The organism is Paenibacillus sp. FSL R10-2748, assembly GCF_038005565.1.
Classification (GTDB): Bacteria; Bacillota; Bacilli; order Paenibacillales; family Paenibacillaceae; genus Paenibacillus; species Paenibacillus polymyxa_B.
The window spans coordinates 563,906-590,071 of record NZ_JBBOTK010000002.1; the positions used below are offsets into that span (position 1 = coordinate 563,906).

24 protein-coding genes and 1 pseudogene are annotated in these 26,166 nt (G+C 45.2%); 10 read left to right on the forward strand and 15 right to left on the reverse strand.

Going from position 1 to position 26,166, the window contains the following annotated elements:
- Window positions 1-52: 52 nt before the first annotated feature.
- From NSS66_RS09200 to NSS66_RS09220, 5 genes are all read right to left on the reverse strand, one after another.
- Window positions 53-1,537 (reverse strand): alpha-N-arabinofuranosidase, encoded by a 1,485-nt coding sequence (locus NSS66_RS09200; protein WP_340958804.1) that lies wholly within the window; start codon window positions 1,535-1,537, stop codon window positions 53-55.
- 320 nt (window positions 1,538-1,857) lie between these two features.
- Window positions 1,858-2,136, reverse strand: a complete 279-nt coding sequence (locus NSS66_RS09205) for a hypothetical protein (protein ID WP_023989282.1) — start codon at window positions 2,134-2,136, stop codon at window positions 1,858-1,860.
- 96 nt (window positions 2,137-2,232) lie between these two features.
- Window positions 2,233-2,553 (reverse strand): hypothetical protein, encoded by a 321-nt coding sequence (locus NSS66_RS09210; protein ID WP_023989283.1) that lies wholly within the window; start codon window positions 2,551-2,553, stop codon window positions 2,233-2,235.
- Window positions 2,554-2,625: 72 nt separating this feature from the next.
- A complete protein-coding gene (locus tag NSS66_RS09215) occupies window positions 2,626-3,570 on the reverse strand; it encodes a Gfo/Idh/MocA family protein (protein WP_028540579.1) in 945 nt (314 codons plus the stop codon).
- Between the two features lie 162 nt (window positions 3,571-3,732).
- Complete coding sequence (locus NSS66_RS09220; RefSeq protein WP_023989285.1) at window positions 3,733-4,422, reverse strand: TerC family protein; 690 nt, start codon at window positions 4,420-4,422, stop codon at window positions 3,733-3,735.
- 351 nt (window positions 4,423-4,773) lie between these two features.
- On the opposite strand from NSS66_RS09220, the gene NSS66_RS09225 reads away from it, so the two are divergent.
- Complete coding sequence (locus tag NSS66_RS09225; protein WP_023989286.1) at window positions 4,774-5,391, forward strand: TVP38/TMEM64 family protein; 618 nt, start codon at window positions 4,774-4,776, stop codon at window positions 5,389-5,391.
- 179 nt (window positions 5,392-5,570) lie between these two features.
- Window positions 5,571-6,542 carry a peptide-methionine (S)-S-oxide reductase MsrA gene (gene msrA / locus NSS66_RS09230; RefSeq protein ID WP_028540577.1) on the forward strand — a complete coding sequence of 324 codons (972 nt, stop codon included), beginning with the start codon at window positions 5,571-5,573 and terminating at the stop codon, window positions 6,540-6,542.
- A 105-nt stretch (window positions 6,543-6,647) separates the two neighbouring features.
- Here msrA and NSS66_RS09235 read toward each other — a convergent pair whose 3' ends face one another.
- Window positions 6,648-7,451: a lipid II flippase Amj family protein gene (locus NSS66_RS09235; protein ID WP_028540576.1), complete on the reverse strand. Its 804-nt coding sequence runs from the start codon at window positions 7,449-7,451 to the stop codon at window positions 6,648-6,650.
- A 151-nt stretch (window positions 7,452-7,602) separates the two neighbouring features.
- On the opposite strand from NSS66_RS09235, the gene NSS66_RS09240 reads away from it, so the two are divergent.
- The gene (locus NSS66_RS09240; protein ID WP_028540575.1) at window positions 7,603-8,052 is read left to right on the forward strand and encodes a DUF2188 domain-containing protein; all 450 of its coding nucleotides are present in this window, start codon (window positions 7,603-7,605) and stop codon (window positions 8,050-8,052) included.
- 66 nt (window positions 8,053-8,118) lie between these two features.
- Here the strand turns inward: NSS66_RS09240 and NSS66_RS09245 are convergent, their stop codons facing one another.
- Together NSS66_RS09245 and NSS66_RS09250 are read right to left on the reverse strand one after the other, a co-directional pair.
- Complete coding sequence (locus NSS66_RS09245; RefSeq protein ID WP_013310869.1) at window positions 8,119-8,823, reverse strand: YitT family protein; 705 nt, start codon at window positions 8,821-8,823, stop codon at window positions 8,119-8,121.
- Window positions 8,824-9,285: 462 nt separating this feature from the next.
- The gene (locus NSS66_RS09250) at window positions 9,286-10,176 is read right to left on the reverse strand and encodes a DMT family transporter (protein ID WP_340958806.1); all 891 of its coding nucleotides are present in this window, start codon (window positions 10,174-10,176) and stop codon (window positions 9,286-9,288) included.
- Window positions 10,177-10,483: 307 nt separating this feature from the next.
- Between NSS66_RS09250 and NSS66_RS09255 the strand changes: the two genes are divergently transcribed.
- The 5 genes and pseudogenes from NSS66_RS09255 to NSS66_RS09280 all read left to right on the forward strand — a co-directional run bounded on the left by NSS66_RS09255 (window position 10,484) and on the right by NSS66_RS09280 (window position 14,775).
- Window positions 10,484-10,885, forward strand: a complete 402-nt coding sequence (locus NSS66_RS09255; RefSeq protein ID WP_028540573.1) for a hypothetical protein — start codon at window positions 10,484-10,486, stop codon at window positions 10,883-10,885.
- 223 nt (window positions 10,886-11,108) lie between these two features.
- A pseudogene (locus NSS66_RS26845) lies at window positions 11,109-12,574 on the forward strand (spore germination protein).
- The gene (locus tag NSS66_RS09270; RefSeq protein ID WP_340958809.1) at window positions 12,567-13,304 is read left to right on the forward strand and encodes a GerAB/ArcD/ProY family transporter; all 738 of its coding nucleotides are present in this window, start codon (window positions 12,567-12,569) and stop codon (window positions 13,302-13,304) included. Before NSS66_RS26845 ends, NSS66_RS09270 begins: the two are co-directional and overlap by 8 nt.
- Before the next feature lie 20 nt (window positions 13,305-13,324).
- Window positions 13,325-13,657: a GerAB/ArcD/ProY family transporter gene (locus NSS66_RS09275; RefSeq protein ID WP_254347463.1), complete on the forward strand. Its 333-nt coding sequence runs from the start codon at window positions 13,325-13,327 to the stop codon at window positions 13,655-13,657.
- Window positions 13,654-14,775 (forward strand): Ger(x)C family spore germination protein, encoded by a 1,122-nt coding sequence (locus NSS66_RS09280; RefSeq protein ID WP_023989293.1) that lies wholly within the window; start codon window positions 13,654-13,656, stop codon window positions 14,773-14,775. The genes NSS66_RS09275 and NSS66_RS09280 overlap by 4 nt, the downstream gene beginning before the upstream one ends.
- A 14-nt stretch (window positions 14,776-14,789) precedes the next feature.
- Here NSS66_RS09280 and NSS66_RS09285 read toward each other — a convergent pair whose 3' ends face one another.
- A complete protein-coding gene (locus NSS66_RS09285) occupies window positions 14,790-17,315 on the reverse strand; it encodes a transglycosylase domain-containing protein (RefSeq protein WP_254347464.1) in 2,526 nt (841 codons plus the stop codon).
- 216 nt (window positions 17,316-17,531) lie between these two features.
- On the opposite strand from NSS66_RS09285, the gene NSS66_RS09290 reads away from it, so the two are divergent.
- Window positions 17,532-18,800 carry a DNA polymerase IV gene (locus NSS66_RS09290; protein ID WP_068941516.1) on the forward strand — a complete coding sequence of 423 codons (1,269 nt, stop codon included), beginning with the start codon at window positions 17,532-17,534 and terminating at the stop codon, window positions 18,798-18,800.
- Window positions 18,801-18,949: 149 nt separating this feature from the next.
- On the opposite strand, the gene NSS66_RS09295 is transcribed toward NSS66_RS09290, so the two are convergent.
- The 4 genes from NSS66_RS09295 to NSS66_RS09310 form a co-directional block, all read right to left on the reverse strand.
- Window positions 18,950-19,237, reverse strand: coding sequence for a stage VI sporulation protein F (locus NSS66_RS09295; RefSeq protein WP_013310877.1), 288 nt, complete (start codon window positions 19,235-19,237; stop codon window positions 18,950-18,952).
- Between the two features lie 110 nt (window positions 19,238-19,347).
- Window positions 19,348-21,396 (reverse strand): ATP-dependent DNA helicase RecG, encoded by a 2,049-nt coding sequence (gene recG, locus NSS66_RS09300; RefSeq protein WP_034095059.1) that lies wholly within the window; start codon window positions 21,394-21,396, stop codon window positions 19,348-19,350.
- 1 nt (window position 21,397) lies between these two features.
- Window positions 21,398-22,267 carry a DegV family protein gene (locus NSS66_RS09305; RefSeq protein ID WP_340958810.1) on the reverse strand — a complete coding sequence of 290 codons (870 nt, stop codon included), beginning with the start codon at window positions 22,265-22,267 and terminating at the stop codon, window positions 21,398-21,400.
- Between the two features lie 49 nt (window positions 22,268-22,316).
- Window positions 22,317-24,101, reverse strand: coding sequence for a DAK2 domain-containing protein (locus NSS66_RS09310; protein ID WP_340958811.1), 1,785 nt, complete (start codon window positions 24,099-24,101; stop codon window positions 22,317-22,319).
- Window positions 24,102-24,610: 509 nt separating this feature from the next.
- On the opposite strand from NSS66_RS09310, the gene rpmB reads away from it, so the two are divergent.
- Window positions 24,611-24,799, forward strand: a complete 189-nt coding sequence (gene rpmB / locus NSS66_RS09315; protein ID WP_013310881.1) for a 50S ribosomal protein L28 — start codon at window positions 24,611-24,613, stop codon at window positions 24,797-24,799.
- 224 nt (window positions 24,800-25,023) lie between these two features.
- On the opposite strand, the gene spoVM is transcribed toward rpmB, so the two are convergent.
- Window positions 25,024-25,104: a stage V sporulation protein SpoVM gene (spoVM, locus tag NSS66_RS09320; protein ID WP_010345573.1), complete on the reverse strand. Its 81-nt coding sequence runs from the start codon at window positions 25,102-25,104 to the stop codon at window positions 25,024-25,026.
- Between the two features lie 391 nt (window positions 25,105-25,495).
- Complete coding sequence (gene rpe, locus NSS66_RS09325; RefSeq protein WP_023989299.1) at window positions 25,496-26,164, reverse strand: ribulose-phosphate 3-epimerase; 669 nt, start codon at window positions 26,162-26,164, stop codon at window positions 25,496-25,498.
- Window positions 26,165-26,166 lie beyond the last annotated feature (2 nt).

Here is a 26,166-nt window from a genome sequence, read left to right on the forward strand (position 1 = left end):
GTTCATAACCAATAATAATGAAATTGTGCTTACATACCACAACCCAGCTTTTTTACGGAGCAATTGTCAGCATCACTACCGACATTGGTGGCAGTGTAACATCCAAATGCTGACCTTGCAGCTGATAGGATGTGAAAGCTTCCTTTTTCACACGCTCTGGCTGATCAAACTTATTATGTGCCTGCATATCGTCGCTGGCAAGAACAACACCGCTGATCTTTTTAACCTCTTCCAGTCCTCTTAGCTCCAAATTCAAGTTTGCCGACTCGCCCGGATGGATGTTGCAAAAGCTAATATGAATATTGTCATCCTGCGCCTTGGAGGCGGACACGCTTACTTGTGGGATGGAATCCCCATCATATTCATAATCGCCCACCTTTACATGAACAGCCAGTGCTTGTGCATCCTGATGCACCTTAAACATTTCAAATATATGGTATGTCGGCGTCAACAGCATAGCAGGGCCTTCGGTCAGAATCATTGCCTGTAAAACATTGACCATTTGAGCGATATTCGTCATCTGTACTCGGTCATGGTGATTATGGAAAATGTGTAGGTGCAGCCCAGCTACCAGCGCATCGCGCATCGTGTTTTGCTGATACAGGAAGCCCGGATTGGTCCCCGGCTCAGTCAGGAACCAGGTTCCCCATTCATCGACGATCAGTCCGACCCTTTTGTCAGGATCATATTGGTCCATAATGGCTGAATGACGAGTAATCAATTCATCCATATGCAATGATTTTTTCATCGTCTCGAACCATTCCGCTTCATCAAAGCCGAGTGCTTGCCGTTTCCCTTCCCAGTTTCCCGGGATCGTATAGTTATGCAGGCTCAAACCGTCCATAAGATGCCCAGCTTCACGCATCAACACTTCGGTCCAACGATAATCATCCACATTCGCCCCCCCTGCAATCCGATAAATGCGGTTCTCGCCATAGTTACGGACATATGTCTGATAGCGGCGATACAGGTCGGCATAATATTCTGGGCGCATGTTACCGCCACAACCCCAGTTTTCGTTACCCACTCCAAAATATTTGAGCTTCCATGGTTTCTCACGACCGTTTTCCTGACGCCATGCAGCCATAGGGGACTCTCCATCGAAGGTCATGTACTCTACCCACTCCGACATTTCCTGAACTTTACCACTGCCGACATTTCCACAAATATAAGGCTCTGCATCTAACAGTTCGCACAATTGAAAAAACTCATGTGTGCCAAAATGATTATTTTCAACCACACCGCCCCAATGCGTATTTACCATTCTCTTACGGTTTTCTTTTGGTCCGATACCATCTTTCCAATGATATTCATCGGCAAAACAGCCTCCCGGCCAGCGCAATACAGGAATGTTCAGCTTTTTCAGGGCTTCCACTACATCATTTCGAATTCCGTTTGTGTTTGGAATCGGTGAGTCCTCTCCAACCCATATGCCTTCATAAATGCAACGTCCAAGATGCTCAGCAAATTGTCCATAAATATTTTTATTAATAATGCCTTGTTTCCAATCGGTATTAACAACAATAGAACCCTTCACAACAAACCCTCCCCAAAATATTAAGATTGTTGGAACACCCTTACGAATGTTTGCGCTTTCATTTTTGGTCTAAATATCACTCATATTACCGATCTTCTTCCGATCTTAATTTTTACGCAACATCTCATCTAGAAAACATTAATATAAATATTAATAATTAAATAAAAACATTTCACGTGTTTAATATATTTTATTGCCTACTTTTTGTCAATCGTTAAGAAAAGGTCCAATCAAACCAAAAAGCCTGCCATTAGGGCAGACCAAGGTATGACTACTTTAACCCGTAATCCAGGTTCAGCCGAGCCTGAGCATTGTATCTTTTAGGCTGTTCCTATCCAGCGTGAACCATGGTAACTGGGACAATTTTGAGCTGCCGCCAAAGCACGTACACGAACAATACTTCCGCTGATGCCACATGTATGCCCGGACATTAACTCTTCACATTGTGAGCAGGCCAACAGTCTGGCTTCGTACACTTCATCGTTTACACATTCCATTTTGGGTCTCATGTTGGTTAGAATTCTGGTAATTTGCTCTTCCGATATCGAGATATCTCTTTCACAGCCTTTACAGGTACTTGGCATAGGTATATCTTCCATCGTAAGCTTACCCTCCCCATCAACAATGTCTTAAGTAAATACAGTGAGTCCATGATGCCATAAATGATAACAGTATATTGTTTATTCTGGCTAGCCCTATTTCCGTTCCGACGAAAGGCTGGCAGCCGCCTCAGATACGACCATCGCCAAGTCCTCATTTCCGAACATGGACAGTACCCCTAATACCGTATCCAGCGGAATATCACCCGCTTCTTCACGCGATACAGTCAACTTGCGTACTCGTAGCAGACGCTCGTTACTATCCTGATGCGGATACGCTACACGATATAATTCCTCTGGCTCCAACCCGTGATTGATACACCATTGCGCAAATACAAGGATCATCATATCTTCTTCTTGCTTATAATTTTCAATGATGGCTTCTTCTAGCTGTTTACCACGGTTATCTTCTTCCATTCATTCATTTCTCCTTCAACCTAATTCTTGATGTCTGTCTGGACTGTTAAGATCACGTTCGGACGTTCCATATTAAACACTCAAACGGCTGATCAGTTCGTCAGCCAGCATATGGCTTTCCAATACTTTTCCAGCCCGTACAGCACACTCCTCCGGACGATGAATATGCTCCAGAAAATGATTCACGACTCCGGTGAATCCCCGTCTTTCCAAAATCGTATCCCAGCTTCCAAATGTTTGCGTTAGTGGTGAATGATTTTTTTGCATAAAAACAGCCTGTTCCATATTTATTACTTCAACAGACCGTCCTGCCCCGTGAAGCTCCAGCTTCTCTATGTCAGCCCCTGCCCGTCTACTCATACTGTAGCTTCCGGTAGCATTCCCCAAACGTACGGTCCCGAACGCAGCATCCATATATCCATCACTCGTCGTATTCATACTACTATGCAGCAGCTCATAATCATCGCCACCCAACCACAAAAGCAAATCAAGCATGTGAATTAAATCATCATAAACCGTCTGTGCCGCCGGTCTTCGATCATATCCAGTACGGTGTTTAATGGCCGCACATTGACTGAATCCACCTGCTTCCTCTAACCATGCTTTAGCAGCTACATAATGCGGGGCAAAACGTCGATTAAAGCCTACCGCCAGCAGCACGGCCTGCGCTTCCGCAAAAGCGGTCATTTCCAGATTCTGACGAACATCATAGGACAACGGTTTATCCACATACACAGCAATCCCTTTTTCAATACACGCCATAACTAGATCAAAATGAGCTTCGGTCGCGGCATGTATAAATACAGCTTCCGGTTCCCATGCTAGCATCTCCTTCACATCAGTCGTTCCTCTTGGCAATCTATATTGCTCCATAATGGAACTCACCGGCTCCTGTGAACGGTTCATGACACCTACAATGTCTACACCTTGGTGTGCTGCCAGTAACGGTAAGTATACTTTTCGAGCAATACCACCCAGTCCTGCAATAGCTACCCTTGTCTTCGTTTGCTTGTCCATTTCGCTCCCACCTTTAATCACTCATTATCTGTTGTCTAGTTTACATGGAAGTCTGCTGACAAGCAAAGAAAAGAGACTGCTCCGGGTCCAGTTGGACCTAACAGAACAGCCTCTACGGCATGAATGTTCAGCTTCAGCTAAGTTTACTTAATGTAAGTTAGCTTAGGCGTGCTGCGCTTGCTTTCTTGTTTTTTCACTTTTAATTTTTTTAACACGCATCCCAATGGCTACAACCAGAACCACAACCAGAACCTCAAAGCCGTATTTAATGACCCCGTTCATAAACCAGTGTGCAATCAGCGGTTCCGCCACCACCATTTTGGCGGCAGTGTAAGCCAGTACAGCAGCACCAATCGTAATAACTACTGGGTAACGTTCAGTCAGCTTCAAGATAATCGTACTTCCCCACACCATGATTGGAACGGAGATTGCCAGACCCAGTATAACAAGCAGCATGTTTCCATGAGCTGCTCCCGCAACAGCAAGTACATTGTCGAGGCCCATCATCGTATCCGCGATAATAATCGTGCGGATCGCTGCCCACATTTGATTCGTAGCTGAAATTTCATGTTTTTTCTCTTCGACCAGCAGCTTATAGGCAATATAGATAAGTGCGAGTCCCCCAATCAAACGCAATCCATAAATTTGCAATAAATACGTGACCAGCACTGTAGCAATCACACGAATGATGACCGCTCCGACCGTCCCCCAAATAATGACCTTCTTTTGATTGGCCTTATCAACATTGCGAGCCGCCAAACCGATTACGATGGCATTGTCACCAGCTAGCACCAGATCAATGATAATGATGGATACTAATGCGGTTAAAAACTCAATTGACAAAAAATCCATACGTTTCTCCCACCTTTTTTATTTATTTGTTATACTGTACATAGTTCAGCGCTTTATACTAAAAAAGCGCCATTTCACGGAATCCGGAAACGGCGCTTGACCCAAATTTGGCATCAAAAAAAGACCATTTACCCGGATTCCTAAAATCCTGGCAAAGGTCTCGCTTACAACATTACGTTGCCAATAAAGCCGGGGATTAAAAATCCCGTAATGACGACTTTACTCGTTGAGCTACTCCCCTTTGGGAACTATTCTATTAGTGGCAGTATAGCACACATTATTGGGAATGTGAACCCTATTTTTTTCTGTATAAGCGATAAGCCGAACAGGGATATTGAAAGAGGTATGTAAATGAAAAAATGGCTACTCGTCGCGGCTTATGTTTCGCTGCTTTGCATCGCGTTTATCTACAGATATGATTGGCTCGCCTGGGCGGACAAGCAAACCTCCTTTCCAGTTCTGCTACTGCTCGCATTTTTATTCGCGTTAATACCGTTTGTGCCGTACAAGCTGATTATCGCTTCTATTGCTTATGCCGCAGGCCCCTGGCAAGGTGCTCTGATCTGCTGGCTGGGCACTACCTTGGCTGCGCTGGTCGTTTATAGTGCCGTACGTACCCTGTTCCGTGACAAAGGACGTGCCTATTTGGAGCGGGTTCCCGCATTGGAGCGCTTCAATCGGGTCATGGAGAGGGAGCCTTTTGCTGCTGTGCTGCTGGCTCGCCTGATTCCGGTCATCCCCCAGGCAGCGGTAAATGTATACGCTGGAGTAGCAGGGTTTCCGTTCTGGAGCTTTATCCTAGGTACAGCTATTGGCAAGCTTCCCGCAATTGCGGTGTATGCTTATGCAGGCGGCACCTTTGCAGAACATCCAATCACCGGTTTGCTCATTTTGGTGCTATATACTGCACTGGTGGGCGGCGGCTTTATACTCTACCGAAAAAGGCTTCAACGCGCCAATAGAATATAATGCGATAGTTTGCCACCGTCTCTGTAGGATGTTTCGTTGCGATTTTTGAGGACAGAGCCAGTTACACTGCTGTTTGGTTTCTGACGTTTCGTTGGATTTTGCAAAAATCTCGTATATAATTTAATTGTAAGCTATTTAAATAACAACTAATTAAACATTCTCAGATTGGAGTGAAAAATATGAGCACCAACAATCCACACACAGTAGAAAAAGCAACTTTTGCAGGTGGCTGCTTCTGGTGCATGGTTTCCCCTTTTGAGGAATTACCCGGTATTTTGAAGGTTAGATCTGGATACACAGGGGGACATACCGAAAATCCTACCTATGAAGAGGTGTGTTCTGAAACAACGGGGCATGTGGAAGCCGTACAGATTACATTTGACCCACAAGTTTTCCCGTATGAAAAACTGTTGGAGCTATTCTGGCAGCAGATTGATCCGACGGATGAAGGTGGACAGTTCCACGATAGGGGTTCATCCTACCAAACGGCTATTTTCTATCATAATGAAGAGCAACGAATCAAGGCAGAAGCGTCTAAAGAAGCTTTGGCTCAAAGTGGCCGCTTCGACAAGCCCATTGCTACACCGATCCTGCCTGCGGCCACTTTTTATGAAGCAGAAGAATATCATCAGGACTATCATAAGAAGAACCCCGCTCATTACAAGCGCTACCGCAAAGGTTCGGGACGTGAAGATTTTATCGAGCAAAATTGGTCCGGCAAGATTGATAAATCCGATCTTAAAGATCGGCTGACGCCTATTCAATACGAAGTAACACAAAAAAACGCGACCGAGCGCCCTTTTCAAAATGAGTTTTGGGATCATGAGGGTGAAGGCATTTACGTGGATATCGTATCAGGAGAGCCTTTGTTCAGTTCATTGGACAAATTTGACGCAGGTTGCGGTTGGCCCAGCTTTACCCGTCCATTGCGCAGCTACAATGTCAAAGAAAAAACTGATCTCAGCCATTTTATGATCCGTACCGAGGTGCGAAGTCGTGAAGCTGACTCCCATTTAGGGCACGTATTCGATGATGGTCCTGGTCCAGATGGTTTGCGTTATTGCATAAATTCCGCCGCGCTCCGCTTTGTGCCTCAAGAAGACTTGGAACGTGAAGGATACGGAGCATATAAGTCATTATTTGAACAGTAAATAGCCATAGAATCATTGGGGCTGACCCGCGATCTATCTTTAATAGATGATCATGGGCCAGCCTTTTTTGGGATGTGGCAGCACATCATTACGTAAGCTAGCCATTTAACTCATTACCCATCCAAGCCAAATGGCTAGCGGTACTAGCAATAGCTGGGCTAATAAAGTACCTGCCAAGCGCGAGATGATCATCCAGCCGTACATGCTGTTCATCCGAGTTAAGGGTAGCTCCCCTCGTAGCGTTTTCTCCGACAGAACCGCCAATCTTGGATCAATTAACAAGGTTAATAATACCGTTGCGACGCCATTGATTAGACCTGACGACATTGACATTGCTGTACCTTGAGCAGGCCACAGGAATGATGCATATAAAGCAGATACTACTCCTGTTGTATAAATCGCAGTGACAGCTATATTCAGAATAATTAGACGCTTAGGTATCGCTCCACTAATCAGTGAAGTAAGCATTGACCAGGTGGGGCGCTTTATGTAGTAGCCTGCATGTTTCCAGCGACTTCGCAGCATTAAATGACGCACCAAAGCCGGAATAGATCCGGTATGCTCCAAATGCACAATCCATCTGGCTGACATGCGTACCACTGTTGGATACAGTAATATAGCAAGCATGGTTCCAACGGTTGCTGCCAGCAGTACCCCATGCATATATAGTTCCAGTCTAATATCCGTTCCGCCCACTTGTGTTGCAGCTTTAGCCTGATCGACCATCCCTCCAAGTAAAGGCCCCTGCGCCATGTTAGAGGTGCGTGAAACCAACAGCAGCATCCCCGCAACGGTTAACGCCAATCCAATCCGACTCGCTCGCAAACCACCAAGTCGAAGAGCATAGGACAAGCTATCTGTAGTATGAATGATGATAGTCAGCAAAAAAACAAAACCCCAGGCAAGCAAATGCTTCACTCCTTTTTCTGGTATTCTGCACACCATTATACGCTTTTTCTCAAGATACATTTTACAATATATTCATTTCTTTGATTTCCGTTTGTTTAAGCCGACAACGGGTAATACATAATACATCATCTGTTATAAGGAGTGTGCAACTATGCCTTGGAACAAACATGATTACCCTCCATCCATGAAAAACCTGGAGCCTCGTGTGCGAGAAAAAGCCGTCGATATTGCTAACGCCCTACTCCATGACGGCTATGAAGAAGGGCGCTCGATTGCGATTGCCACTTCCCAAGCCGAGGAATGGAACGATAATCATCCAGCCGAGCAAGATGAGAAACCGACAAAACATGAAAAACAGCATTCGAGCGAAAATCTGCACAACCATCATTCCGCTTCTTCCGATGCAAAGGAACCCATTCATGTGGTGCCGCACGAGGATCACTGGGCAATCAAAGAAGAGGGACACAACCAGCCTATTTCAACCTTTAAACACAAAAATGAGGCGATTGACGAAGCTCAAAGTTTTGTAGAACGCCAACAGATTTCTGCAATTATTCATGACCGGAATGGACGCATTCATTCAACTTTAAAGCCTTCCTGATAGAAGCTGAATACAGCGAAAGGGTGTTACGTAAGAAGATTTCTCTCCTGACGTAACACCCTTTCCTTATTGACGAAGGCTGTGGACGACCGGCACTGTTTTGGCAACCACCTTTTTAGCGGGAATAGCCGCTGGCAGTACCTTTTTCACAGGTCGGTGCAGTTGGAACGTGGTCGTCCATGTAATTATTTTTCCGGCAAGCCACACAGCCAGTATTGTAAACATTGTTTCCTTCATAGGCAGATACAACAATGATAATCCCAGTACGATGATGTCACTGACAATAAACACGTTGCCGATTTTCCACCCGCGCCACTCACTGATCAGCAGAGATAGGATATCATCGCCCCCGGTTGCTCCACCGAATCGCAGTACGATTCCGGCTCCCAAACCTGTAAGCACCCCACAAAGTAGAGCAGCTATCAGCAGATTTCCATGTAGATCTATAACCAGAGTCGAATACTTCTCAAATCCTGCATAAAACAGTGAAAAAGCGACGGCTCCGATTAACGCAAGCAGCATAAATCTTCTGCCCTTCAGTACCCATGCCAGCAATATGACGGGAATATCAAGCAACAACATACTCCATGCTGGAGATATGCCAAATGCGTAATGTCCCAGCAGGGCCAAGCCTGCAAAGCCGCCTTCTGACAAATGATTTTGAGCATTAATGTGATAGTACGTAAAAGCTAAAATGCATGTTCCGAGCAACATGACAGCAATCTGTCTCAATGCTCCATTGTTCACGATAGATTCGTAAGTTTTCCTCATACAGGCTCCCTCGGTTTCTCGTAAGTTTGATGTGGATGAACCCACTCTTACGGAAGCTACCGGGTAAGATGTGCCTGGAGGACTTGGTCCTTCGCATGTACAATCCCCTCTTCCGCAGAGTTGGCTTTCGCAACTTGACGTTACTCCGCGGAAAAGCTAAGTATAAGACAGATCAAATCGTTTCCAAATCGTCCTTTGGGGAAGTATCCTTCGGGGACACATGGTATCCTGATCCTTTCTTTTGTGGAATAAAACTCCGACATTTCTGTGGTGCATATAATTCTATAATTTATTATACCACACCTTGTCACCTGCTAAACAGCTTGCTTTTTTGCTGCACCATATTTTATTTTATGTGTGAGCATGCTTTATTGTATGTGCGAATTAACGCATTATACCGAAGGTTTGGCGAATGCACATTTAATATAATAACCAAAGCGTATTTTATTTCTGTTTAGATTATTATTCACTTAATTTGGCGGTTCTACGCTGGTTGGCCATAAACACGCCTCCAAGTATAAGGACCAGCCCGGTCAGAACGTTCCAGCCGATATGTTCATTCAGGAGCAAAAAGCCCCATACAATGGCACTTACTGGTACAAAATACGTCACCGAAGAAGCAAATTCCGCACTCCCCCGCAAAATCATGTAGTTGAACAAAATATATGCTACTCCTGATCCCAAAACTCCCAGTCCTATAAGAGAACCCAATACACCTGGGTCAGAAACAATCGACAAATCAGGTCTCTCCACAATTGCCATCATAATGCCACCCCCTACCGCAGCACCAAACAGTGTCGAAAAAGTAGCCTGATACATGGAAAGATTGGAGAGAAAACGTTTGGAGAGCTGTGTTCCAAATCCGTAGCAGAGAGTCGCAAGCAGCATACATCCAAAACCCACAGGATCAACAGAAATAATAGATGCAGGATTAATACCCAATAAAATAATGATTCCTACAAAAGCGAGACCCATTCCTAACCACTGCATTCGATGAAAAATAGCCCCGAAAAAAACAAGCCCCACCAATATGGTCCATATTGGCGTGGTGGCATTCAATACAGAAGCCATGCTGCTAGCTATTCTGGTCTCGCTAAAACCGATCAGTGTCCATGGCAAAACCATGTTGACCAAAGCTACCAGAACAACCGATTTCCACGGAATGCTTTTGATTTCAAACGGCCTGCGCATAAGTAGCATTAATAAGACGATAAAAATAAATCCAAAGCTGGATCTGAGAAATACAATCGTCCACGGCCCTACTTGATGTAGCAACAACACCTTGATAAACATAAACGAACCGCCCCAAATGAGGCTCAACAATAATAAAGCTGCATATAACGAACGTGACAATATGTATACCTTCTTTCTCCACTTTCTTAAGTTAAATAGTAAAGGCTGACCGCAGCCAGAACGATCTCTCCTTTTATGTAAGTTTTTATCCAATAGCTTAACATAAACTCTGTTTGACTGTCATTGGCGATAAACGCATGAATTCTTTACACAATGGCACATAGGATATCGCTCCCTACCACTTTTCCAATAATTGATGATTGCTTTAGTAATGGAAAAATTCCTATGATGAGGGAGGTATAAACAGAACATACGTTCTATATACTGATTATATATTGTATTCTTACTCGGAGTAAAGGAGATTTTTATGCCAAACCAAAAGACACTAAACCACAAGAATAAAGCTCCTTTGCCTTCTGAAGAAGACGCAGGGCTGATCAAGATCTGTGTACTTCTAACTCTTGTGCTGGATGTGCTGGAACGAGACATTCGTATTATAAATACCTCTCCTCTAAAAATGCCCGATTTGTATGTTCGTAGCCTGACTGGAGTACAACAGCGCGTAGCTGTTCAATTAGCAGAGACAAAGGCGCGAATGAAAACACTAGGGGTTAAAATATACAGCGAAATCCGAAATCATGAAGGCGTAGAGGTTTTGTATGTATGCCGCGGCTATCAAAGGCGTTTTTTCATGCTTTCATCCTTTGCCCGCAGCGAGGTCCGACGGAAACTGGGACATTATCTGGGAATTGACCCCACCCAAGATTAAGCCCCCTTGTAATCTCGTCTCTGGTTCTTGCACGATTAATTTTCATTCCCTGCAAAATAACCAACCCACCTCCCATTTATCAACCTAAATTAAATTCTAGTATAAAACTATTGCGTTACGTGAAGTGAAGGTGATTCGAGAATGGATAAGTCACCATATCATGGATAAACTCAATCCATTTGACTCACATTATGCCTATCTCATCCAAAAAGGAGGTGCTCTCTTGGCTGGACATGACGCAGCTTCCGTTGAATTAAGTAGGAATGTTTCCTTTATTGAGCAAGCCCTTTTTTATACGGATGATTTAAAAAAGCAGGCGATTTCCGTTGACGGCAAAGACGGTATGCTGCTCTATATTGATTCGCTCGTAGATCAGGAGATGATTCAAACTCATATCCTGAGTGCCTTATATGAGAAAACCGATGCAGTCTCTCATCAAATGTTCACTACCTTAAGCAGTCAAAAAGACACCGACCTTCAAAATGCTGCTGATTCGCTTATTCAGGGATATTGCATTTTTATGATAAATGGAGCGGAGGAATTTTTTATCCTTTCTTCCGAAAAAACGTATGCTCGCAGTACGGACGAACCAGAAAACGAAGGGATTATTCGCGGACCGCACAATGGATTCATTGAGCAGTTATCCATCAATCTGAATCTGATTCGCAAACAAATTGTCACACCGTCACTGGTTGTACGCTACTTTTATGTGGGATCTAAAACCCGGACTAAAATCGCTATTGTCTATGTTCAAGACTTGGCTAATCCTGAGCTAGTGGAAGCAGTGAAAACGAGAATTAAAGCGATCTCCTCCGATATGGTGCTCCCCCCCCCGGTTTTATTCAAGAGTTTATTGAGGACAACCCTTTTTCCCTCTTCCCTCAACAACTCAGCACGGAACGACCGGATCGTGTGACCGCCAATCTAATGGAGGGACGCATAGCGATTTTGGCTGAAGGTAGCCCAACTGCTCTAATAGCTCCCGTCTCTTTTTTTGCATTTTACCAAAGCCCAGATGATTATCACGGTCGTTGGATTATTAGTTCATTTCTAAGAACGATTCGAATGATGAGCTTTTTGATCGCTTTTACGCTACCTGCCATTTACATTGCGACGATTGCTTTTCATCCAGCTATTTTGCCATTAGAGCTGGCGCATACCATCAAAAAATCACTGGAAAACGTTCCATTCCCAGCGATTGTGGAGGCTATGCTGCTTGAATTGATCTTTGAGGTGCTACGAGAAGCCGGGGTTCGTCTACCCAGTCGGGTTGGTCAAACTATTGGAATCGTTGGCGGTCTCGTCATCGGAGATGCTATCGTTCGGGCTGGTCTCGTGTCGTATACGATGATCATCGTCGTCTCGTTAACAGCCATTTCTTCTTTTTTAGTGCCTTCTCATGAAATGAGCTCAGCGGTTCGTATCCTTCGTTTTCCGATGATGACTGCTGCAGCCTTGTTTGGATACATTGGCATTGCTTTCGGTTTACTTTTTCTTACCATCCACCTTTGCAAGCTGGAGACCTTTGGTACGCCCTACTTTGCTCCTCTTGCACCATTCCGGCTCGGTGATATGAAAGATGTTTTTATCCGCTTTCCGATTTGGACATTCCATCAGCGACCATATGATTCCCAAGCCCAAAAATTGAAGCAGCAGAACGACTCTAGGAGCTGGAAAAGACGTGAATAAAGAAAGTACCATTGCATCGGGTCAACTGTTTTTTCTCATCATTAAGTTTGAGATTGGCGTAGATATTTTGTCACTTCCCTATCAGATGCACCTTTCAACTAAAGGAGGGGGTTGGATATCTGTCATTATTGGTGGCCTTTTGATTCAACTCATTATTTTGATGTGCTGGCTCCTGCTAAGACGTTTTCCCTCCTCTTCGATTTATCAAATATTAACCCAGATTACTGGTTGCTGGATTGGAAAAGCATTGACTGTGGCTTACATTGCTTACTATCTGCTCATGGGTACCTCGGTTCTTGTGAACGCTTATGACGTCATTAACCGCTGGATGCTGCAATATACTCCCCGTTGGGCTATACTTGCCCTGTTTTTGTTCAGTAGCATATATCTGGTTCGCGAAAATTTAAGAACGATTGCCCGAGTACTTGTTTTAATTTCATTTCTGATTTTTCCCATGATGCTGTTAATTAGCTATGGTATAAAGCAGTCCAACCCGCTTTATCTGCTACCTCTGACTGAGGCGGGATGGCCCCGTATTATTGTCGGTTCAAAAGAAACGCTCCTAGCGATGTTTGGTTTTGAGTTCATTCTTGTCGTCTTTCCCATGGTTGAGGGCAAAAGTACAAGCAAGCTCAAGTCAATTCTGGCAGCTAACGCGATCGTGGTACTATTGTATTGTTTTACCATATTTACCTGTAAACCGTATTCAGCCCCCAACAGCTTGAATTAATGCCGGAGCCAGTCATTTATTTGCTCAGATCCATTCCACTGGGAACGATGGATCGGGTCGATTTTATTTTTCTGCCGATTTGGCTCATTTCGATCTTTGGCGCTATAAGTGGTTATTATTATGCGGCGTCTTACGGAATAAGCTATCTATTCAAGCAAAAAAGTCACAAAAAGGCGGTTTCCTTTGTTGTGCTCGCCTCATGTTGTATTGCCTATTTGCCTCAACGAAGAGAAGATTTCGAGCTTATTGGTTCCATAGCCAATAATTCTGCTTATATTTTCCTAATTGCGTTCCCTTTTCTGCTGCTGATCCTCTCCTATCTCTTCAAAAAAAAGGAGGGACCTGAAACATGAAAAAAAAGAGCAGAGCGCTTGGAATGCTAACTCTACTCATTTTTATAACAGGCTGCTGGGATCAGGACAATTTGAAGGATGCCCGATTGGCAAATGCATCGGCTTATGATCTCACTCCTGAAGGCATGTTGTTGCAAACGCTAGAGGTTGTAGACGATTCTCAAAGCAATCAAGGTAAAAGCACCAATGAAATTCACTCAGGCACCGGCCATTCCGTTCGGCAAAGTACAGACAAAATCCGAGCCAAAGTAACCGGGGATATCCGCTTTTTCAAATACGGAGTTATTCTGTATGGTACAAGCTTGGCCCGAAAAGATTTATATCCCTATCTGGATGTGCTGTATCGTGAGCCTGACCATCCGACTTCCCATGTCAAGGTAGCTATTGTAGATGGATTAGCTGGGGAAATAATAGATCAAAAAAGCATAGGTAGCCTCTTGATTGGCGAATTTATAACCAAAAAAATCAGAAGCCTTGAGGAAATGTGTATGTTCCCGGAAATGACACTGGAGACACTGCTCCCCCCAATGCTTGATCCGGGTCAAGATTTTGTACTCCCCTATCTTTCCAAAGAAGGAGAAGATATTACAGCACGTGGAATTGCCTTATTTCACGGACAAAAATTCACAGGAAGCCTAAGTAGTGAGCAAGGTGTTTTATATGTGTTAATGACTGGAAAGTGGAAAAATACAGCTCGCTTTGTAAAAAGGATACATCCCGGACCTGTCGGTGATGTGCAAAACTTTATTACGTATCAGGCTAAAATCCAGAATGTCAAACGTAGCCTTAAAGTGAACGTTCAGCGCGATGGACAAATTGATGTGGAGCTTAACCTAAAATTGCCTGTCGATATTGTTGAATATGCACGAAACCATCTTCAAGATAAAGCTAACGTACAGCGTCTGAACCGTCAACTTTCCGAAATCATGACCCAGGATGCGGAACAAATTATCCGTACACTTCAGGAAAATGGATGTGATGCCTTTGGCGTAGGCAGACAGTTGATCGCTCATTATCCAGCAGTATGGAAAAGTGTAGATTGGAATAAAGAATACCCCAATATCCGTTTTCATCCGCAGGTCACTGTAGACATTGTCGGGAACGGCATTTTAAACTAGGCCGTTCCTGTCGTTTAGTTTTTGGGTTGATCAGATATTATTTCAGGATAAACAACTTCGTCAGATTTGGTTTTTGGAGTCTCACTCTGGCTTTGTGATTCAGAAGGAGTCACCTGCTCGTTTTCAACAGAAGGTTGCGGAGTATCTGTAGATGGCAAATCTTCATTCTCATCAGGCATATCTATCTCTGTGCCTGCGTCAGGAACAGTAGGATCCGTTTCCTCTGGTGGAATTTTCTCTTGATCTATTGCAGGTACCTCAACCTCTGGGACTTCTTTTTCCTTGATATCTGGTTTAGACGGGACCACTGGTCTAGCAGAACGCGGAAGCTGTTCTCTTCCAACTTCGGTAGGCACATACTTTTGATTAAACCAGTCAGTCACGAGTTGACCCGATTGACGGGAATAACGCCCTGGCAGCTTACCTGTAAGGCTAGAAACCGTAACTCTTACAACACCTTCCGGCCGTATAAAGTGCTTTTTCTTAAAAAGCTCAGGCTGGTCCTTGACCGCCTCATTCATGATCAGTGCCCACACTGACTGTGCTCTGGAATGGCCTTCTTGAGATAATGTATTAACCTGTTGGCGGTAACCAGCCCAGACGCCTAGTGTAACGTCAGGTGTGTACCCCATAAACCACACATCACCAAAGTTTTGTGTCGTACCGGTTTTACCGGCGATATCAATGGCACCGTAGCTTTTAAAAGCATTTTGCAGGCGTTTGCCGGTTCCCCTCGGATCTGATATAACCGTTTTGAGCATATCCGTCATCAAAAATGCGGTTTGCTGCGAATATACACGCTTCGTCTGCGGTTTAAATTCATATACGATCTTCCCGTTGGCATCCGTAATTTTGCTGATCAGATGAGGTGCATTATATACACCCATATTGGGAATCGTTCCATATGCTGCGGTCAGTTCCTCGACGGATACCCCTTTGCTTAGTCCACCCAAAACCCCTGTCTGAGCATGTTCATCCTGCGGCTGAATCGTCGTAATTCCAAGAGAACGCACAAAATTCCAAGCATTTGGAATTTTAACTTCATATAGGAACAGCCTCAGCGCAGGGATGTTGATTGACCGATTGAGTGCTTCACGGGCTGTCATAAGCCCCTCGTACCGTCTGTTATAATTTTTAGGAATATGATAACCTTTACGCCCGTCTTTCAATATGATTTGTGAATCATCAATAAGACCGGCTGGCTGAGTGTAGCCCTTTTCCAAAGCAGGTAAATAAGCAGCAATAGGCTTCATGGCAGAACCGGGCTGACGTGTCATTTGAGTTGCATAGTTCATTTGCTCGGTATTAAAATCCCTGCCCTCGATCATACCGAGTATAGCCCCTGTTTTATGATCAATCATGATTGCTGCAATCTGCTCTAATCCCTTCTTCTTACTGTATGGAGAAAAATTTTGTGGATTGGCTGCAATCTGCCGCATATTGTTATAAATTTTCTTATTTATCGTTGTATAAATTCGATAGCCGGACCGTTGCAACTCTTCTCGCGTATTTTGAAGAAGCTCGGCATGCTCAGGCTTGGAAATCTCGGCTGCCGTGATATCGGGATTTTGCTGGAGCGCTAACAATTGGGCGGCTTCCCGCTCTGTCTCCAGCATCAAATAAGGGAATGTATTATAACTTTTTTCGCGATGTGGCGCAAGAGTGGCTTTCACATCAAATTGAAGCGCCTCGTTATATTCGGATAGCGTAAGTTTACCTGTTGCCAGCATTCTTCCCAACACGACACGTTGGCGCTCCATCGCTTTATTGAAGCCTTCTTCATCGAAGTTCCCTTTACCATCAAAAGCGGAATAAACAGATGGCAGTTGCGGGAGACCTGCCAAATAAGCCGCCTGAGCAATATGAAGCTTATGTAGATCACTTACATTGAAAATCCCTAACGAAGCAGACTTGATTCCATATAAATTGTAACCAGCGGAACCATTACCAAAAGGCATTTTGTTTAAGTAAGCCGTTAATATTTTATCCTTGCCCATAAACCGCTCCATACGCAGTGCCAGTAGCATTTCCTTCACCTTGCGACTGTCCGTCTTATCCAGACTGAGAAAAACCCTTCGGGCTACCTGCTGCGTCAGTGTGCTGCCGCCTGTTTGGCGGTTTTCATTCAAAAGCTTCTGCTTAACGGCACGAGCAGTTCCCTTTAAATCCACACCACGATGCTCATAAAATTGGCTGTCTTCCGTTGAAATGAGGGCGTCCACAATAGACTGAGGAACATCCTTCAGATCAACGAGCTGTCGATCCTCCTCCATGCGCATTCTTCCAACCGGAGTTACCTGATCATTAAAAAATACAAAGCTGGTCAGAGCGTTCTCATTTACCTTTTCATATATCAACTGACGTGATCGTACAGGTTCATCATGAACCAGTGCCGCCACATAACCGGATATAAGTCCTCCAGCAAACAGCACTCCAAGTACACCCGCAAACGAGAACCACTTGATATTAATCAGCAAAACTCTGCCAAAAATACGCCACCTACTGCGTTTTTGAGATGATGGTCGACGTTTTGGGTTCATAAAAATGGTTTTCTCCCCTCAATATTCATTCATTTCCACTTGTTTTTGCTCAAGATATTATGATACGCCATGTTAGGTTTTACGTAAACTGTAACGTTCCAAAAAATACATTTGTATTAGGAACACTTGTTCTGTATATAATACTACTATAAGAGTATACATTCAAGAATATTTTGGAAGGATGACCCACACATATCAGGAGAGGAGGTCGGATTTTTGAAGGAAAGCAGAAATAGAACCATATTCTTATCGGACTGCCAAAGTTTTTATACCAGCATCGAAAAAGCAGATGATCCCAAATACCAACATAAGCCACTCGTTGTGGCCGGTGACCCTGCACTTCGTTCAGGCATTATTTTAGCTGCGTGTCCGCTGGCCAAAAAATACGGTATATCTACAGCAGAACGCCTGGGAGAAGCGGTGAAAAAATGTCCTGACCTTATCATTGTACGCCCACGTATGCAGCATTATATCGATGTCTCATTAAAAATAACAGAAATCTATAATGAATATACGGATTTGGTTGAGGTTTTCAGCATTGATGAACAGTTTCTGGATATGAGCGGAAGCCTCTCCCTGTTCGGGGATCCGGTGAGTATTGCAAGTGAAATTCAGCAAAAGGTACTGGCACAAACAGGAGTATGGATTCGAATTGGCATCAGCTCCAACAAAATGCTGGCTAAAACCGCAACAGATATATGGGCTAAAAAAAATGACAGTGGCATTTTCTTGTTGCCTACATCCGATATTGCAGCGTTGCTGTGGCCTCAGCCAGTACGTCTTATGTTCGGCATCGGTTCGCGCATGGAACGGCATTTGGAGAAGCTTGGACTACACACCATTGGAGATATTGCACGTACTCCCTTACCCCGGCTACAGGACAGATTCCGGTCTCATTTCGGCAAGCAGTCCGATATTCAGGCAGAGGTGATATGGCGAACTGCTAACGGGATCGATCACAGCCCGGTCAAGCCGGAAACATTTAATACACCTCCCAAATCCATCGGTCATATGATGACTCTTCCCCGCGACTATCTCCAGCCTGCGGAAGTGGAAACCATCCTGCTTGAACTAACAGAGGAGGTGTGTCGGGACGCCCGCCGCAAAGGATATATGGGCTCGGTTGTGACTGTTCATTGTATATGCAGTCCCTACGAGGCACCAACCGGATTCTCCCGACAAATGAAGATACCCGATCCTACAAACCATACCCAAAAGGTATATGAAACCGTTAAAAAAATCTTTTATACTTTTTGGAATCATATGCCCGTGAAGCGCGCAGGGGTTACTTTAAGCGGATTGGTGGATGATCAACTGTATCAGCTGGATTTTTTTGAGGATCAGGAGCGATCCCGTGCTTTGGAAAAGGTGACGGACACTTTAAAGGATCGGTACGGTCAGTCCATCATCATGCGCGCATCGTCGTTAACAGATGCCGGACAGGCCATGGAACGGTCTATCAAAATTGGCGGTCATTACAAATAAAAGTCTCATGATAAGCACACACTAGCTATTGCCCGGGGAATGAACTAATACAAACCAAAAAGGATCGCCTGATATCAGGCAATCCTTTTTTCATCTGTGCTTCACAAAAAAACATGGAGAGCGCTTTGAAGCACCTCTTCAAATAGCAATCAACGGAACATTCCCCACAGCTTGATGAGATGGAATGTATTGGACGGATCAATTTTTTGTGCCAATACGAAGGCGGTCAATTGCTCCTCCTGCGCAGCTGTCAAACGCTCGTTTAAAATAGCAGAAGTGGACTTCACAAGATGACGCACCTTAGCTTTATTTTGCAGGTCCGCTTTAGTCACACCTTCAATCTGCTGCTTAACCCGCTCCTTGAGCGCACGATTCTTCATTTTCAACTTAATCCGCTCCACCAGTTGCGGACTGATTCCATATTGCTGATAGCTCAATGTTGCCACACCTCCCATATCATTCGGTCATTCCCAAATATATGACGGCCAGCCTGTCCATTGTGCCTATCTGTTTAAAACGTTTAGAACAACCTCATGATTCATGTGGATTAGTCGATGAGATCCCCCTGGAAAATCTGTTCTTTTTGCAAATAACCGCGCAGTGCTTCATACTGCGGAGATGTCCAAAAGGACGAATCCTTAATCAGATCGGTTGCATCCTCCCGCGCCTTTTCCAGCACCTCAAAATCCGCTACCATATCTGCTAAACGAAACTCGGGTAGCCCACTCTGCTTGGTGCCAAAAAAGTCACCCGGCCCTCTCAAATCCAGATCGCGTCTAGCCACCTCAAAACCATCGTCCGTATCGGTCATAACCTTCATCCGCTCCTGACCAACCTCCGACTTAGGATCAGCGATCAGTACACAATACGAGGCATGTGCTCCCCGTCCGACACGTCCACGTAATTGATGTAACTGGGACAGCCCAAAACGATCCGCGTCCATAATGATCATTAGCGTCGCATTGGGAACGTCTACCCCCACCTCCACAACCGTCGTTGAAACGAGTAACTGAACCTCATTCGCATAGAAAGAACGCATAACTTCTTCCTTTTCTGCGGGAGTCATTCGTCCATGCAATAGCCCAACGCGGTAATGTGGAAAAGCCTGTTGCATTTGAATATGCAAATCGATGGCATTCTGTACGTCCAGCTTCTCCGACTCTTCAATCAACGGGCAAATCAGATAAGCCTGCCGTCCCTGATCTACCTCGCGGGAAATAAAACCAAGTACCCGATCCATCAGTTCGTGCTTCACCCAATAGGTGGAAATTGGAATACGCCCCTTCGGCCGCTCTGACAACGTAGAAACATCCATATCGCCAAACGCAGTGATGGCCAGCGTACGGGGGATCGGTGTGGCCGTCATCGTCAGCACATCGGGATTATAGCCTTTGCGACGCAGTACACTACGCTGATTCACTCCGAATCTATGCTGCTCATCCGTTACAACAAGCCCAAGCTGGCGAAAATATACATCCTCCTGAATGAGAGCATGGGTGCCTACTACAATGTCCAGCAGACCCATTTGGAGAGCAGCTAGGAGCTCCTTACGCTTCTTCCCGGTTGTACTCCCAGTCAATAGGCCCACACTGATTCCAAAGGGCTCAAACAGCTTGTGAAGCGATCGCATATGCTGCTCGGCCAATATTTCAGTTGGCACCATCAGCGCTCCCTGAAAACCGGAACGTACTGTGGCAAATAAACCGATGGCAGCAACAACTGTTTTACCTGACCCAACATCTCCCTGAAGCAGACGGTTCATACAATAAGGTGAGCGTAGATCGTGCAGTATTTCAAGCTCTACCTTCTTCTGTGCATCCGTTAATTCAAAAGGCAAAGCCCTTACAAATTCACGAATCGTGGCGTTATCCACCGTATGTACCACCCCGTCCGCTCGACCACGATTTAACGCCCGGAATGCCTGCATTTTCAGCTGAAATAAAAATAGCTCCTCATACACCATCCGCCGACGAGCCTCTTGCCCCTCGCGGTTGTCCTGAGGCTGGTGTATACCCGCAATAGCCTGCTTGCGCGGCATCATACTATATTTACGCACAAGCAACTCAGGCAATATTTCGGGGATCATTTCACCAAACTGCTGGAGTGTCTGGCTCATTGTTTTTCGCATCCAGCTTTGCGTAATCTTGCCGCCTATAGAGTACACCGGTTGAAGTGTCCCCGAGCGGGCTACTCCTTTATCAGGAAACTCAGAATCTGCAACAGTCATCTGCATCCGTTTGAGATCCCATTTACCAGTCACCACAATTTCACGACCAGAGGTTAGCTGCTCCTTCATGAAATGCCGATTAAACCACGTCGCGGTAAACATCCAATCCTCGGCCATCAATTTACAAGTCAACCTTGATTTGCGCCCGTAACGCTGAAGCACCGGAATGCCCATAATTTTGGCCTGTACTGTAATCTTATCTCCATCCTTCACTTCGCTTAGCGAGCGCAGTCGGTAATCTTCATACCGAAACGGATAATATTCCAGCATGTCCTGTATGTTAGAAATGCCAAAAGCGTGAAGCTCTCCCTCTTTGAGAGCACTCACGCCATGTATTTGTTTTAAAGGTATTTGATCCAATTGCAGCATATTACCTCTCATCTCCGGCCGGCCATACAAAAATGCCAATCGTTCCTGGCCCTACATGGGTCCCAATCACAGCGCCAAGTTCAGTATATATTCGATCTCCCAGCTCAAAATGCTCTGCCAGCTGAGCCACGAACGCTTCTGCCGCTGAGCGATCTGCCGTATGACCCACAGCAATATTAATTTTTTGGCCTTTTAAATCCCGCTCCAGTAGTTCAATTATACGTGCTGTCGCTTTTTTATGCCCTCTCGCCTTATCAACCGAATAAATAGTGCCTTCTTTGTCAATCGAAAGAATCGGCTTAATGTTAAGTAACGTACCAACCATTGCCGCTGCCTTGCCAATACGTCCGCCTTTTTGTAAGTATTCCAGGGTATCCACCAGGAAATACAAACGACGGCGCTCCCCACGACGTTCCACAGCCCGAACGATATCAGCCGGGGAATGCCCGGCAGCCGCCAGCTCTGCCGCATAAACCACTAGCATGCCGTATCCGTATGAAGCTGATTTGGAATCCACCACAGTCACTCTATGTTCATGCTCCTCCAGCATGGATTTGCCCAGCAGAGCAGACTGATACGTTCCGCTCACACCCGAGGATAAATGGATAGAGATAACCTGGCTCTCGGGGTACTGCTCCAACAGCGTCGTGTATGTCTCCAAAAAACGGGCTGGTGAAGGCTGTGATGTCGTAGGTAGCTCATCAGCCCGTACTAGTTCGCTGTAAAACTGCGACGCTGACATCTCAATGCCGTCCAGGTAAGCTGTGCTGCCGAACATCACTGTCAATGGTACAACAACTATACCGAGACGGTCTGCTAATTCAGGTGGAATATCAGCCGTGCTATCCGTCAAAATGATGGTACTGCTCATCAGTCAGACCTCCTTTTGTTGTGGACTTCCATGGGCGTGCTAAAGCACATCAGGTTTCCACTGAGAACAAATAAGGATAAATCGGCTGACCACCTTCATGAACTTCCACTTCAGCATCCGCATAATTTTCTTTAAGCCATGCAACAAGCTGATCTGTGTCTTCTTGATTCGCGTCTGAACCTGTGAGAATCGTAACAATTTCATCGCCATTCACCAGCATTTTCGCTAGCAAAAGACGGGACGTTGCCATTAAGTGTTCCTCGGTCGCTACAATCTTGGAATCCTGAATACCGATGTAGTGCCCGGCTGTAATATGCAGGTCATCCAGTGTCGTATCCCGTACCGCGTAGGTCACTTGCCCAGACTTCACCCGAGTGACTGCGTCACGCATATTGTCCTGATTTACCTCAAAAGCCTCTTCCTCCTGGAAGACAAATGCTGCCGCAATCCCCTGAGGAATTGTTTTGCTCGGAATAACCGACACCATACGTTCCATCTCTAGCAGTTCACGTGCTTGTTCTGCCGCCAAAATAATATTGGAATTATTCGGAAGAATAAAAATATGTTGAGCCGCAATCGAACGCGCCGCATTAACGAAGTCCTCTGTGCTCGGATTCATTGTCTGGCCGCCAGAAAGGACAACATCGACGCCTAAACTTCTGAAAATATCAGCAATTCCTTCACCGGAAGCCACAGCTATAAAACCAAAGGATGCCAGTTCATGAGCGGGGGGCTCAGACGGCTCTTCCTCACGTGCAGGCTCTGTTGGTATTTCAGCAAACCACTCAGGCTCAGGAGCAACATCCATACCCGCAGACAACAAATCACGATGCTGCTCGCGCATATTTAAAATACGAATCTGTGTAATTTCTCCGTAGCGCAGTGCCAAATTCAGCACTTCACCAGGAGCCTTAGAATGCACGTGAACCTTGATGACATCATCGTCTGAAATTACGATAATAGAATCACCATCTACTGCTAACGCTTTCCGGAAGGCTTCCTCATCAAAATCGGTACCTTGCGCTTCGCCCAATTGTCGATTAATAAAAAACTCCATATCATACAAAAATTCAATATTATCCGTTTCGAGCTTCGCTTGCGCAGAAATCGGCGCATCTGGGGAAGGAACAACTGCAGTAGCAGTAGGTCTCTCCGATACGTGAGGAGCAAAAACCGTGCGTACATTATCACTTTTTGCAGTTGAAGACGTCACCAAGCCGCTTCCAAGATGCTGCATAAAACCTTCATAAATGTACACAAGACCTTGCCCACCCGAATCTACAACTCCTACTTGCTTCAATACAGGGAGCATGTCCTGCGTCATGGCAAGCGTTTCCTTCGCTTTGGCAAGCACTTCTTCCATCAGTTCCGTGATGTCGTTCGTCCGGCGCGAGAAAAACACAGCATGCCTGGCCGCTTCCTTCGCCACGGTAAGAATTGTACCCTCCACCGGCTTAACAACCGCCTTGTAGGCCGCATCCACCCCGCTCTGCAATGCCGATGCGAACTGAAGGGTATTCAATTCCTCGTATGGGGCAGCGTAACGGCTGAAGCCACGAAACAACTGAGACAGGATAACCCCTGAATTGCCGCGGGCTCCCATCAGCAAACCTTTGGATAATATGCCGGACATGACACCGATGGAGGACGAGTCCCCCCTCTTTAATTCCGTTACGCCCGCGCTCATCGTCAAATTCATGTTGGTTCCCGTATCACCGTCTGGCACTGGGAATACATTTAGTGAATTGACATGTTCCGCATGCTGCTGTAATTGTTCCGCCCCGGCTAAAACCATTGCGGTAAAATCTGTTCCATTCAAAGAACGATTACTCAAGAGAATTCCCCTTCCTAGCTTAATACACTTGTTTTACTATCAACCTTCACAACACCTTATTCAACTGTGCGTACAGGTTCAATTGAATTATACTAAAGCCAGACGACGAATACGAATATCACACTTTCGTAAGCTCTTGTACTCACGTCTGGTCGTTCTTCTACAGGTCATATAAAATGAAAAACCAGTCAACTGCCTAACAATAAATCATCGGCTGGAATGATGACTATAGTCCCGCCTCTGAACTGCCGGCATGACTGGAATAAGAATTCACATTCCATTTTAATACAAAATAATCGCAGCAATAACTATCCCATATTGTACTATAATGCGAAAGAGAAATAAATAAAGTTTTTGAATCAGTTGACGGAGCTTTTTTGACTATGATATTATATTTAAGTATTGTTTTGTTCAGGTTAGTGACTTACAAAGTCCGGCTGACCCAGTCGGCCTGAAGAGAGACCCGTTCCGTATGGAATTTGGTTATTTTCAGAATAGGAGGTGGAATCATGTCTCGTAAATGTTCTGTAACAGGCAAAAAGCCTGGCAGCGGTAACCACGTATCTCACGCTAACAACCGTAATCGCCGTACTTGGGGCGTCAACGTACAAAAAGTTCGCATTCTCGTTAACGGTAAACCGAAACGCGTTTATGTCAGCACTCGTGCATTGAAAGCCGGTAAAGTGACTCGCGTGTAGTCGTAAAAAAATATCGTTATAAGCAAAAGGCACCTCGTTTTAAACGGGTGCTTTTTTGGTTATTCGAAAAGTAATATCCATCTGGTTCAGGAGAACAAAATGTCAGGCACCTTCCCGTGCGTTCCTATCTTTTACTGCCGAGCTACCTATCTGTTGTGCCCGGGAAGCGTGCCCTGTGTACCTCCAGTTTTCATCCTACATCCTGTGTTTACATTACGTTGAATTCAGTTTTTCTGGAATGTATTCAAAATGGCTTTAACGAATCCACCCAGAAATTTTGGCAGCTTGATTGTGTAAAACTTCATGCCTCACCCTCCCCATCATCCTCCTGCATCCGTTCTCTGTAGTTTATGCAACCTGTCAAGGGTTGTTGCCCCACAAAAAAAAGGCTACATGAGAATCCCGCTCATGTAACCATATTTATGCACAACCATCCCAGGCTATACCATCAGACAAGTCCGCGAACATAGAGATATGCTGAGAGTATGAAAATAAACAGGATATAATAAAGTACGCTGCACACCACAAAACCTATTCGTAAACCCCGCCGTTCATTTTTTCGAAAATAAAACAGTACAATTAGAACAGCCAAAAGTGAAAGAACAGCATTCCAAGGAGCCTTCACTAGCGAGAAACAGCTAAGGGTCAACCCCGTCGCCATGCTCGCTACAGTCATCCACAATGCTTCAGTCAGCTTCACTTGGACAAACGAGCTGCACTGTCCCGAATCGCAGCAATAGCCGCTGCGCGGTCTGCTCTGCCAAATACCGCACTACCAGCCACTAACACGTCAGCCCCCGCTTCAAATACGGCTGGTGCCGTCTCCTCCGCAATACCTCCGTCTACCTCGATATGTACATCTGGACGGCCCAATTCGTTCAGCCAAGCACGGATTTGTCTGATTTTATTTAACGTCTCTGGAATGAAGGACTGACCTCCAAAGCCAGGATTGACCGTCATCACCAGAATCATATCCACATTTGGCAGCACTTCCTTGATCGCGTATGGTGAAGTACCCGGATTGAGAGCCACTCCAGCCAGAGCGCCTTGCTGCTTGATCAAGTGAAGGACACCATGCAAATGAACACAGGCCTCAGCATGAACAGTGATGATGTTGGCTCCTGCTTTTACGAAATCGCCAATATAGCGTTCAGGATGCTCAATCATCAGATGAACATCCAAGGGAAGAGTCGTATGCGGACGAATAGCCTGAACGATAGGTGGGCCCAGTGTAATATTGGATACAAAATGTCCATCCATTACATCCACATGAATCCAGTCTGCCCCTCCTGCCTCAGCTTCCGCAACTTCACTGCCCAAGCGAGCAAAATCAGCGGATAAAATCGACGGTGCTATTTTTAACATAT